Raw genomic sequence first — 12,220 nt, 5'->3', positions numbered from 1 at the left:
CTTGTTTGTTTCTTTGAGACTATTATAGGTTCAAATTTACCTTGTCTGTCTCTTGGAACATTTAGCTCTATAGTACCATTCTCACTAATCAGATTCTTACTAAAACTACCATTCCTCGCATTCTCAGTTTCAGCTCTATCATACTTGCTATAACCTAAATGTTCTGACATCTCAGCATGCAGTGCTCGCTCTAAAATACCCTTGGTTAATTCCTTAAAATGATGCTCCTCGCAGCAGAGCTACGAGGTATCTAAAAAAGTTTTAGTTGTTTCTTATGATATCACGAAGCAGAGCTTCGGGGAATTAAACCCTGAGAGATTAATCCATTCTGACTTAGTACTGTTTTTAAATCTACTCCGCCTTTTATCAGCAAATCTATTGCTTCATTTATTTTTTTATTCTTCTCTATTTGCATTTCTGTTACCTAGTCTATCCGCCAAAAACACTTCAAATCCTGATCATTTGTAATGGGATAGAGTTTTGACAACAAATTGCTAAGATTTTCAATAAAAATTAATAAGTTATGTTAATTTTTACTGATACATTTCTGTGTTGGTCTAATTTTGATATGGAGCTATTGTTAACGATTTTTTATCGTTCATCTAGTTTTTGCATGATGATATTTTTGATTTATGTGGAGTTAGACACGATTTGTAAATGATTTGCAATGCATCGTAAATTCAAACCAATAGCAGAGATTATTGGATTGATAATATCTCCTATCATACCTTTCAAGAAGTTTCTACCCATCCGACCATATTGCTTTAAGTGACCTATTATTGGTTCTATGGCACTGCGTCTCTTGATCATAGACTTGTCCTCTTGTAACAACTTCTTCCGCGTTTTTGGGGTATATACCTTACTCTTCTCCTTTACATTGCTACCACTATACCCAAGATCAACAAATGATTTCTTTATCTTGATTCCAGTGACACTCTCTACTGCTTCAAAGCTCTGATGCAATGTATGACCATCATAAGGATTATTATGAAACGATTTTGCGGATAAAACAAAATTTCTACGACCACTTACTACTACCGCTACTTTATTGCCAAACTCATATGGCTTGTTGCGTTTTCCCTTTCCTATACACTCTACTTCAGGGGCATGAAAACTATATAATACTTTGTTATCTTCTTTATATTGCTTTTTAGCTTCTCTTTTTAAAACAGATTGGTTATGTATTTGTTTTATTTTTTGCAATACTTCTTGATTTTTGAGAGACAAGTTTAATTGCTTATTTTTGATCTCACGCTCACATACTCTAATCAAACGACCCAGTAATATTTTTAAATGCTTCATTATTTTCCAACGCTTCTTGGCTTTACTATGTTCTTTATATTTCCATAGCTTTACTATATCGCGTTTATAGGTTCTAGCGTATGTTTCATTCAAATGTATACCCAAACTGTTGCAAAGCTTTACTATGCTAAGCCTAGCTTTATCCATTAAATAAACATCGTGTGGGTGTTTGATATTCTTAATTTGTACAGTCGTATCAGCGATGATTAATTCCAAATCTTTTTTTTTAATTGTGTTAGTTTTTATCCCAACCCTGATCAACTCCGATAATATCTCATTATATCCAGCTTCACCTAATACACTACGAAACCGTCGTATACTAGTTTCCGAGATAGCTATGTCTTTTTCTATATATTCCCACCCGCAGAAATACTGCCAATACATATTCTCTTTTAGCTCTTCCTCTGATAATGAATCTGAAAAATTATACATTGCTTGTAGCATCGTTATGCCAAGCATCACTCTATGACATTTTCTATTTCTACCAAATTTCTTAATACAAACATTTTTTGATAACCACTCTTCGAGCCTAGACCAATTTATTAATTCTCTTAATTTATATAGCTTATTATTTGGGTTTAATTCTTCTTTTAATTTATAACCAAACAGTTTCCCTTGTTCTTGCGATTTGATAATGTTGTCTATTGGCATTGACTGAAATCCATAAGGTTTATGACCATATTTTATCATTTTCTTACGGATTGTTGTATTACTTCTTGTCTTAAAACCATATTATCTATAAGGCTTGTAGAGTTTTGGCGGACGGACTACCTATATTTTTAATTACTTCTAATATAGCTAACACGGAAATGTTTCTACCACAGATTAGGAAAAACTTAGGCATTGATCAATAATTTTACGTAAACAGTTTTTAAAGTTAGTCCAGCAATGTTTAATAGGATTTAGATCTGGTGAATATGTGAGTAAATACAAAAACTATGGTAAAAACCTTTCCGCGTTAGCTATATAGGCTCAACAAAAATTTACACAATCATTGCAAAAGACTCGCGGATTTGAAACTAATCTATACAGGAGTTTCGCACTTAGCAAATAATATGCTAATCTAGAGAAAAATAGTTTTAGATAAAAATGACAAGATCAAAATGTAGCAAAGATTTATATAAATCATTCTTACAAGCAAGTAGTGTAAGATATACTAGCAAAGCATTATCTGAAGTAAGTCCATTAGATCTATCGCACGATAGTGCAAGTCGATGGTTAAAGAGTAAGGATTTTCGCCCTAGCGAAATCTATAGCAAAGTGTCAAAATATATTGATCTGGAAGATCCTTGTTTATTAGTGGGAGATGACACCTTATTGTCAAAGCAATACAGTAAGAGGATCGAGCTTGTAAATTATCAATATTCTGGGGCTGTACATGATGTTATACCTGGTATAGGAATGGTAAACTTACTGCATTACAATACTCAAATTGATCAATCTACTCCTGTAGATTATAGAATATATGATAAAGAAACTGATGGTAAAACAAAGAACGAGCATTTTTGTGATATGCTTACTTTAGCTAAAGAAAGAGGTATCAAGCCTGATGCTATAGTTATGGATGCTTGGTATAGTGGTTTGGATAATTTAAAACATATACGTAATTTAGGTTGGATATGGGTTACCAACCTAAGAAAAAATAGAAAAGTTAATCGTAATGTTAGCTTGGAAACTTTAGAGATTCCCGATGAAGGGCTAAAAATTCACCTACGTGGATACGGTTGGGTTACGGTATTTAAGTTTGTGGCAAAAAATGGTCGCATTGATTACATAACAACTAATTTAGAGAATCCTACACGTGAGCAAATAGAGAAAATTGTTAAGGCGCGTTGGTCTATAGAAGTTTATCATCGAGAATTGAAACAAACTTGTGGTATTGAATGCTGTCAGGCACGCACGGGTCGAGCTCAAAGAAATCATATTTGCCTTGCTGTATTGGCCTGGCTTGATATGAACAAAAGGAGGATAAATGAAAACATTACTTTATATCAACAAACTTGGGAAGTTATAAAAACATCAATTCAGAACAACATTAAATGGCTTCTAACTAATACACAATTTTGCTAAGTGCGAAACTCCTGTTACTCTTTAAAAAGACTTAGCTCTTAGTCATTGATCATAATGGAGTAAGCAATATCCGTATATAGCTAACTCTTGGTATAATAATTGAGATAATTTGATAATTTTCGTCTATCCGCCAAAAACACTTCAAATCCTGATCATTTGTAATGGGATAGAGTTTTGACAACAAATTGCTAAGATTTTCAATAAAAATTAATAAGTTATGTTAATTTTTACTGATACATTTCTGTGTTGGTCTAATTTTGATATGGAGCTATTGTTAACGATTTTTTATCGTTCATCTAGTTTTTGCATGATGATATTTTTGATTTATGTGGAGTTAGACACGATTTGTAAATGATTTGCAATGCATCGTAAATTCAAACCAATAGCAGAGATTATTGGATTGATAATATCTCCTATCATACCTTTCAAGAAGTTTCTACCCATCCGACCATATTGCTTTAAGTGACCTATTATTGGTTCTATGGCACTGCGTCTCTTGATCATAGACTTGTCCTCTTGTAACAACTTCTTCCGCGTTTTTGGGGTATATACCTTACTCTTCTCCTTTACATTGCTACCACTATACCCAAGATCAACAAATGATTTCTTTATCTTGATTCCAGTGACACTCTCTACTGCTTCAAAGCTCTGATGCAATGTATGACCATCATAAGGATTATTATGAAACGATTTTGCGGATAAAACAAAATTTCTACGACCACTTACTACTACCGCTACTTTATTGCCAAACTCATATGGCTTGTTGCGTTTTCCCTTTCCTATACACTCTACTTCAGGGGCATGAAAACTATATAATACTTTGTTATCTTCTTTATATTGCTTTTTAGCTTCTCTTTTTAAAACAGATTGGTTATGTATTTGTTTTATTTTTTGCAATACTTCTTGATTTTTGAGAGACAAGTTTAATTGCTTATTTTTGATCTCACGCTCACATACTCTAATCAAACGACCCAGTAATATTTTTAAATGCTTCATTATTTTCCAACGCTTCTTGGCTTTACTATGTTCTTTATATTTCCATAGCTTTACTATATCGCGTTTATAGGTTCTAGCGTATGTTTCATTCAAATGTATACCCAAACTGTTGCAAAGCTTTACTATGCTAAGCCTAGCTTTATCCATTAAATAAACATCGTGTGGGTGTTTGATATTCTTAATTTGTACAGTCGTATCAGCGATGATTAATTCCAAATCTTTTTTTTTAATTGTGTTAGTTTTTATCCCAACCCTGATCAACTCCGATAATATCTCATTATATCCAGCTTCACCTAATACACTACGAAACCGTCGTATACTAGTTTCCGAGATAGCTATGTCTTTTTCTATATATTCCCACCCGCAGAAATACTGCCAATACATATTCTCTTTTAGCTCTTCCTCTGATAATGAATCTGAAAAATTATACATTGCTTGTAGCATCGTTATGCCAAGCATCACTCTATGACATTTTCTATTTCTACCAAATTTCTTAATACAAACATTTTTTGATAACCACTCTTCGAGCCTAGACCAATTTATTAATTCTCTTAATTTATATAGCTTATTATTTGGGTTTAATTCTTCTTTTAATTTATAACCAAACAGTTTCCCTTGTTCTTGCGATTTGATAATGTTGTCTATTGGCATTGACTGAAATCCATAAGGTTTATGACCATATTTTATCATTTTCTTACGGATTGTTGTATTACTTCTTGTCTTAAAACCATATTATCTATAAGGCTTGTAGAGTTTTGGCGGACGGACTTTCTTGCAATATCCAAAGGAGATTCGTAAGATTATTTACACTACAAATGCGATAGAATCGCTGAATAGCCAATTGAGAAAAGTTACTAAGAATAAACGCATCTTTCCAAATGATGACGCAGTATTTAAGGTTTTATATCTGACAATTGATTATATTACCAAAAAATGGTCTATGCCTATCCCCAACTGGAATGAAGCTATGGCTCATTTTATGATCAAATTTGATGGTAGGATTTAATGGCTCACGAAATTTACACAATTGATGAAACAGAGCCAGGTTTTGTTCTCCTTAGTCCTTGAATTTTCAATTGTAACCGACGCCAACCTAGCCATTTTTTCAATAACCCGTCTAACTGAAGTTTTGTCAAAACTTCAGGTCTAAAGATTTACATTATTAGAACAATATCTTTAACTTTAATGAACCTTGATGACTAGTATATTTGTTACGTAAATTACAGTGATACGTTGCAAGTAGCTCAATATTCTTATAAGATGCAAGTAAATTTGCACCTACAGTATAGCTGACTTTTGGTGTGCTATTGCTTGTAGTCTTCTCAAAGTAATTATCTGCCCAAATAAATCTAGCTTTCACCTTAGGTTGCTTATTGCTCAAACTATTTTCTATGGAAGCATGTAATCCCGGTACTATTTGAGCATCGTTTGATACTCTCTTAGGAGTAGTTATTTTTATACCTAGAATACCGGTAGTTAAGTTACCCGACGTACCTGCGATATACATATTATTCACGCCTGTACCGGTTTCGATATAAGAAGTATCTTTATACGTATTATATCTAATACCAATATTAGGCATTAAATTTATACCGTCCATGACAGAGAATTGATAACCGATATTACCCTCAAAACCGTAAGCTTTGCTTGTATATTTACCGCTAGCAGTCTTATACCTATTAGGTCCAACTTGTCTTAAATTCTTGGTGTTAATTTTACTGTTACTTGCTGAAAATATTTCTTGTAATATAAGACCGATACTAAATTGTTGTTGGCCGTATAGAGAAATAATATCGCTTTCTGCCGACAGTTTATCACCAGTGCTTGGATCTTTAAACCTAAAGTCAGCGTTCATACGGCTATATGCAATACCGACAAGACTATTTTCCCCGATATAAATATCACCACCGATAATACCGCCGGATACAGTGCCTTTATAGCTAGGATTACCTTGATGTGCATCTTGATTACTTGAACCAAAAGTACCGATAACCCATAATCCTTTTTTAGTAACTATAGGGCTTTCTTGATCACCCGCTGCAACTGCTACCATAGTACCACCTGATAGGTGATTATTAATGTTAGAAGTGACTACTTTATACATCATATTTGCTACATTAACCGCTCTTGTTCCTTGCTCGGTTAAATGCTCTACTACTTTTTTTATATTATCAGGTGCAACCTGAGCTAAATTTGTTGCAAATAATAAAGCTTGCTCTTGTTGTGTTTTACCCACTACAAAAGCATCATAATTAGCTATTTTAATCACTTCTTTTAGTTCAGCTTTATTCTTTACTAATTCTTGAGCCAGTTCTACCGCATATTTTTCAGGATTTTTTATAACAAGTGTAGATTTTTCTCGGATCACTTCTTTTTGCGCTGCCGATACAAAAGCATTTTCCGTATGTCCAACGATCATATTATTGATTGCCTCAGCTAATTGTTGTGACTCAGGTTTTTTAACATATTCCTCGTCTACTCTTATTGAGTTAGTTTGACATTGCTGATACTCTGCTTGCAGTTTTTGCTGTTCAGCTCTTTCATTAGCTTCACGTTCTGCTTGCAGTTTTTGCTGTTCAGCTCTTTCATTAGCTTCACGTTCTGCTTGCAGTTTTTGCTGTTCAGCTCTTTCATTAGCTTCACGTTCTGCTTGTAGTTTTTGCTGTTCAGCTCTTTCATTAGCTTCACGTTCTGCTTGCAGTTTTTGCTGTTCAGCTCTTTCATTAGCTTCACGTTCTGCTTGCAGTTTTTGCTGTTCAGCTCTTTCATTAGCTTCACGTTCTGCTTGCAGTTTTTGCTGTTCAGCTCTTTCATTAGCTTCACGTTCTGCTTGCAGTTTTTGCTGTTCAGCTCTTTCATTAGCTTCACATTCTGCTTGCAGTTTTTGCTGTTCAGCTCTTTCATTAGCTTCACGTTCTGCTTGTAGTTTTTGCTGTTCAGCTCTTTCATTAGCTTCACGTTCTGCTTGTAGTTTTTGCTGTTCAGCTCTTTCATTAGCTTCACGTTCTGCTTGTAGTTTTTGCTGTTCAGCTACTGCATCTGCTTGAACTTTATTTTGAGCCTGCATCGCTTGTATTTGAACATCAACGCTTACTTGTGACTTTGCTACTTTTTGATCTAGTGTTCCCTGTTTTCTTTTGCTCTTTTTGCTTGTTACTGTCACATAACCATCGTCATGATCTGAAGCCATTACTAGTGTATCAACGTGTAATATTGATAAAAATACCAATATTATAATTCGTAACCCTATCTTATAATAACTTACTGTTTGATAAAATTTCATTTTTTAGTACTAATAAAATTAAGACTATGTCAAAACCACTCGACATATATTACAATAATTAAATAAAAATTTGTAATGCAAAGCAAGTAATAATTAACAAAATCAGGTATCCAACAAACCAAAACTTATGCTATAATTAAAAAAGTGATAAATTACTCACCTTACGCATTACGCAGCAGGGCTTTGTTGCATAAATAAGACTTGTAGAGGGTAAATTCCAGTATTAATTAAGCCAGATTTATATTTTCTTCCCATACCTCATTGGGTGTTTTATAACCGAGCACTTTTCTTGGTAAATTATTTAAAAAATCCTCAATTTCTTGTAATTGCTTTATTGTTAATTTTTTTATATCTAAAGATTTAGAGTATACTCTGTGCACCATTGAGTTAATCTTCTCTATCAATGGTTTTTGCCATGGAGAATAAGGATTGCAAAAATATACTTTTCGTTCAGATTTTGGCAATAGTTGTTCATGATTGGTAAATTCTTTGCCATTATCTAACGTTATGCTTTTGATTATATGCGACAATTGTTTAAGTTTTTTATTCATGTTACCAATCACATCTTGTGTTCTTTTTGAACGGTTTAAAGTGAGAAACACTTTTTGTGTTCTGATATCCACAAGAGCGCCTATATTACGACTTTGATTACCTTTGTTAAAAGTTAAATCACCTTCTAAATGACCTATTGCTGCTATCTTTCTATTTATCTCTGGTCTTTCAGTAATGGAAACTCGATTTGGTATTGTAATTCTTTTGTTTCTGATTCTTGTACCATGATGCAACCTATTTTTCCTTTTTCTTGCTAAAGATAAATATAATTTTTGCCTTCGTGCTATAGGAGATGTATACAGGAGTTTCGCACTTAGCAAAGTTGCGAATCAGTTAAAAGCCATCTGATATTGTTTTGAATTGATGTTTTTATAACTTCCCAAGTTTGTTGATATAAAGTAATGTTTTCATTTATCCTCCTTTTATTCATATCAAGCCAGGCAAATACTGCAAGGCAAATATGATTTCTTTGAGCTCGGCCCGTGCGTGCCTGACAGCGTTCAATACCACAAGTTTGTTTTAATTCTCGATGATAAACCTCTATAGACCAACGTGCCTTAACAATTTTCTCTATTTGCTCACGTGTGGGATTTTCCAAGTTCGTTGTTATGTAATCAATGCGACCATTCTTTGCCACAAACTTAAATACCGTAACCCAACCGTATCCACGTAGGTGAATTTTTAGCCCCTCATCGGGTATCTCTAAACTTTCCAAGCTAACATTATGATTAACTTTTCTATTTTTCCTTAGGGTGGTAACCCATAGCCAGCCTAAATTACGTATATGTTTTAAATTCTCCAACCCGCTATACCAAGCATCCATGGCTTTGTTGCATAAATAAAATTTGTAGAGCAAGAGTGGTGATAATCTGGTAAGATGTCCTGAATTAAAAAATAATCCAGATTATATGAGATCTCGGAAGAAAGCCCCTTTTAGTAAATCACGCAAGTATTCTAAATATAAAATAACGAATTGGTCAGAATATAATAATTTTTTACGCAATAGGGGTCGCATAGATTTTATGATTGCCAGTGATTTGGCGATTGGCTGGTATGCTGATTACAGAGAGGAAATGAAACGAGGAAGACCTAGACGCTATAGTGATCACGCTATATTACAGTGTTTGAAGATCAGATGCTTATTCGGTCTTAAGTTACGCCAAACCCAAGGCTTTATAAACTGGCTCTTTGAAATATCGGGTTTATCTATTAGATGTCCAGACTATACAACATTAAGTAAGCGTATGAAGTCATTAGATCTTAGGTATTTACATGGAAATCAAGATAAAGAATTTAGTTGTATTTCAATGGATAGTACAGGGATACAAGCCTACACAGGGAACGAATGGCTAGAAAATAAGCATGGTAAGCAATATAAGCGTCGCATATGGAAAAAGCTACATATCGTTATAGAAGATCAAGGTATGATACTTGCCGATAGTACCACAGAGCATACTATAGATGATAGATCACAGATTGGACTACTAATAGCTAATGTCAGAGCCAAGGATTTTCTGGGAGATCGAGGGTATGACGGTGAATCTACATATCAATTGTTGAGAAAGAAGAAGATAAAACCAGTTATTAGACCCCCAAACTCTTCAGTAAAAGTTCAATCGCTTAGGGATAAAACTGAGAGAGATGCAGCTGTTATATATCAACAAAACAAAGGATACCAAGCATGGAGGGTAAAGAATAATTATGGTAGAAGGGAGCGTGTAGAGAACACGTTCTTTCGATTTAAAACTTCTTTTGGTAGTAAGTTTCTATCAAGACATGATCAAAATATGACAAAAGAAATGTCTATTAAATGCCACTTATTAAACAAAATGTTTGAAATTGGTAAACCTATCTCTGTGCCTGTTGGCTAGGCTAGCATTGCGGGGTTAGGGGCAGTATATTCAAAAGCTTATTTATGCAACAAAGCCATAGATGATAGATCACAGATTGGACTACTAATAGCTAATGTCAGAGCCAAGGATTTTCTGGGAGATCGAGGGTATGACGGTGAATCTACATATCAATTGTTGACAGGAGTTTCGCACTTAGCAAAGTTGCGAATCAGTTAAAAGCCATCTGATATTGTTTTGAATTGATGTTTTTATAACTTCCCAAGTTTGTTGATATAAAGTAATGTTTTCATTTATCCTCCTTTTATTCATATCAAGCCAGGCAAATACTGCAAGGCAAATATGATTTCTTTGAGCTCGGCCCGTGCGTGCCTGACAGCGTTCAATACCACAAGTTTGTTTTAATTCTCGATGATAAACCTCTATAGACCAACGTGCCTTAACAATTTTCTCTATTTGCTCACGTGTGGGATTTTCCAAGTTCGTTGTTATGTAATCAATGCGACCATTCTTTGCCACAAACTTAAATACCGTAACCCAACCGTATCCACGTATAGCTAACACGGAAATGTTTCTACCATAGATTAGGAAAAACTTAGGCATTGATCAATAATTTTATGTAAACAGTTTTTAAAGTTAGTCCAGCAATGTTTAATAGGATTTAGATCTGGTGAATATGTGAGTAAATACAAAAACTATGGTAAAAACCTTTTCGCGTTAGCTATAGGTGAATTTTTAGCCCCTCATCGGGTATCTCTAAACTTTCCAAGCTAACATTATGATTAACTTTTCTATTTTTCCTTAGGGTGGTAACCCATAGCCAGCCTAAATTACGTATATGTTTTAAATTCTCCAACCCGCTATACCAAGCATCCATGACTATGGCATCAGGATTGAGACCTCTTTCTTTAGCTAAAGTAAGCATATCACAAAAATGCTCATTCTTTGTTTTACCATCAGTGTCTTTATCATATATTCTATAATCTACGGGAGTAGATTGAGCAATTTTAGTATTGTAATGTAGTAAGTTTACCATTCCTATACCAGGTATAACATCATGTACAGCTCCAGAATATTGATAACGTACAAGCTCAATCTTCTGACTGTATTGCTTTGATAATAAGGTGTCATCCCCCACTAATAAACACGGTGCTTCCCAATCTATATATTTTGACACTTCCTTATAGATTTCGCTAGGACGAAAATCCTTACTCTTTAACCATCGACTTGCACTATCGTGAGATAGATCTACTGGACTCACTTCAGATAATGCCTTGCTAGTATATCTGACACTACTTGCTTGTAAAAATGATTTATATAAGTCCTTGCTACATTTTGTTCTTGTCATTTTTATCTAAAACTATTTTTCTCTAGATTAACATACTTTTTGCTAAGTGCGAAACTCCTGGTTGAGAAAGAAGAAGATAAAACCAGTTATTAGACCCCCAAACTCTTCAGTAAAAGTTCAATCGCTTAGGGATAAAACTGAGAGAGATGCAGCTGTTATATATCAACAAAACAAAGGATACCAAGCATGGAGGGTAAAGAATAATTATGGTAGAAGGGAGCGTGTAGAGAACACGTTCTTTCGATTTAAAACTTCTTTTGGTAGTAAGTTTCTATCAAGACATGATCAAAATATGAGAGTCTTTTGCAATGATTGTGTAAATTTTTGTTGAGCCTATATTAGAAGTAATTAAAAATATAGGTAACAGAAATGCAAATAGAGAAGAATAAAAAAATAAATGAAGCAATAGATTTGCTGATAGAAGGCGGAGTAGATTTAAAAACAGTACTAAGTCAGAATGGAATGATGCTCCTCGCAGCAGAGCTACGAGGTATCTAAAAAAGTTTTAGTTGTTTCTTATGATATCACGAAGCAGAGCTTCGGGGAATTAAACCCTGAGAGATTAATTAAGGAATTAACCAAGGGTATTTTAGAGCGAGCACTGCATGCTGAGATGTCAGAACATTTAGGTTATAGCAAGTATGATAGAGCTGAAACTGAGAATGCGAGGAATGGTAGTTTTAGTAAGAATCTGATTAGTGAGAATGGTACTATATAGCTAACACGGAAATGTTTCTACCACAGATTAGGAAAAACTTAGGCATTGATCAATAATTTTATGTAAACAGTTTTTAAAGTTAGTCCAGCAATGTTTAATAG

General features: G+C 34.1%; 9 protein-coding genes and 6 pseudogenes. 6 read left to right on the top strand and 9 right to left on the bottom strand.

Features of this window, described 5'->3' with window-relative positions:
- From AAHI98_RS18045 to AAHI98_RS01320, 3 genes and pseudogenes are all read right to left on the bottom strand, one after another.
- Positions 1-215, bottom strand: a pseudogene (locus AAHI98_RS18045) (transposase); the annotation flags it as partial.
- A gap of 65 nt (positions 216-280) precedes the next feature.
- Positions 281-415, bottom strand: a complete 135-nt coding sequence (locus tag AAHI98_RS01325; RefSeq protein ID WP_342224747.1) for a hypothetical protein — start codon at positions 413-415, stop codon at positions 281-283.
- A 215-nt stretch (positions 416-630) separates the two neighbouring features.
- A complete protein-coding gene (locus tag AAHI98_RS01320; protein WP_342224717.1) occupies positions 631-1,992 on the bottom strand; it encodes an IS5 family transposase in 1,362 nt (453 codons plus the stop codon).
- A 399-nt stretch (positions 1,993-2,391) separates the two neighbouring features.
- Here AAHI98_RS01320 and AAHI98_RS01315 point away from each other — a divergent pair, with 399 nt between their 5' ends.
- Positions 2,392-3,372, top strand: a complete 981-nt coding sequence (locus AAHI98_RS01315) for an IS701 family transposase (RefSeq protein ID WP_342224656.1) — start codon at positions 2,392-2,394, stop codon at positions 3,370-3,372.
- A gap of 324 nt (positions 3,373-3,696) precedes the next feature.
- Here the strand turns inward: AAHI98_RS01315 and AAHI98_RS01310 are convergent, their stop codons facing one another.
- Positions 3,697-5,058 (bottom strand): IS5 family transposase, encoded by a 1,362-nt coding sequence (locus AAHI98_RS01310; RefSeq protein WP_342224717.1) that lies wholly within the window; start codon positions 5,056-5,058, stop codon positions 3,697-3,699.
- Positions 5,059-5,137: 79 nt separating this feature from the next.
- On the opposite strand from AAHI98_RS01310, the pseudogene AAHI98_RS01305 reads away from it, so the two are divergent.
- Positions 5,138-5,374: pseudogene (locus tag AAHI98_RS01305) on the top strand (transposase); the annotation flags it as partial.
- Between the two features lie 156 nt (positions 5,375-5,530).
- Here the strand turns inward: AAHI98_RS01305 and AAHI98_RS01300 are convergent.
- From AAHI98_RS01300 to AAHI98_RS01290, 3 genes and pseudogenes are all read right to left on the bottom strand, one after another.
- Entirely contained in the window at positions 5,531-6,787 is a 1,257-nt protein-coding gene (locus tag AAHI98_RS01300) for an autotransporter outer membrane beta-barrel domain-containing protein (RefSeq protein WP_342224815.1), read from the bottom strand.
- A gap of 1,091 nt (positions 6,788-7,878) precedes the next feature.
- Positions 7,879-8,511: pseudogene (locus AAHI98_RS01295) on the bottom strand (IS30 family transposase); the annotation flags it as partial.
- Positions 8,512-8,516: 5 nt separating this feature from the next.
- Positions 8,517-9,059 carry a transposase gene (locus AAHI98_RS01290; RefSeq protein ID WP_342224797.1) on the bottom strand — a complete coding sequence of 181 codons (543 nt, stop codon included), beginning with the start codon at positions 9,057-9,059 and terminating at the stop codon, positions 8,517-8,519.
- Positions 9,060-9,111: 52 nt separating this feature from the next.
- On the opposite strand from AAHI98_RS01290, the gene AAHI98_RS01285 reads away from it, so the two are divergent.
- Positions 9,112-10,074, top strand: a complete 963-nt coding sequence (locus AAHI98_RS01285; RefSeq protein WP_342224734.1) for an IS5 family transposase — start codon at positions 9,112-9,114, stop codon at positions 10,072-10,074.
- A gap of 174 nt (positions 10,075-10,248) precedes the next feature.
- Here the strand turns inward: AAHI98_RS01285 and AAHI98_RS18385 are convergent.
- Together AAHI98_RS18385 and AAHI98_RS01275 are read right to left on the bottom strand one after the other, a co-directional pair.
- Positions 10,249-10,605: pseudogene (locus AAHI98_RS18385) on the bottom strand (transposase); the annotation flags it as partial.
- Positions 10,606-10,780: 175 nt separating this feature from the next.
- A pseudogene (locus AAHI98_RS01275) lies at positions 10,781-11,401 on the bottom strand (transposase); the annotation flags it as partial.
- A 46-nt stretch (positions 11,402-11,447) separates the two neighbouring features.
- Between AAHI98_RS01275 and AAHI98_RS01270 the strand changes: the two are divergent.
- From AAHI98_RS01270 to AAHI98_RS01260, 3 genes and pseudogenes are all read left to right on the top strand, one after another.
- On the top strand, positions 11,448-11,732 hold the full coding sequence (locus AAHI98_RS01270; protein WP_342224794.1) for a hypothetical protein: 285 nt from the start codon (positions 11,448-11,450) through the stop codon (positions 11,730-11,732).
- 38 nt (positions 11,733-11,770) lie between these two features.
- On the top strand, positions 11,771-11,899 hold the full coding sequence (locus AAHI98_RS01265; RefSeq protein ID WP_342224793.1) for a hypothetical protein: 129 nt from the start codon (positions 11,771-11,773) through the stop codon (positions 11,897-11,899).
- Positions 11,900-11,924: 25 nt separating this feature from the next.
- A pseudogene (locus tag AAHI98_RS01260) lies at positions 11,925-12,113 on the top strand (transposase); the annotation flags it as partial.
- Positions 12,114-12,220: the final 107 nt, after the last annotated feature.

Origin of the sequence: Rickettsia endosymbiont of Urophora cardui (assembly GCF_964030725.1) — a bacterium.
GTDB lineage: Bacteria > Pseudomonadota > Alphaproteobacteria > Rickettsiales > Rickettsiaceae > Rickettsia.
The sequence above is the reverse complement of the archived record's forward strand: the minus strand, read 5'-3'. Positions and strand labels throughout refer to the sequence as shown.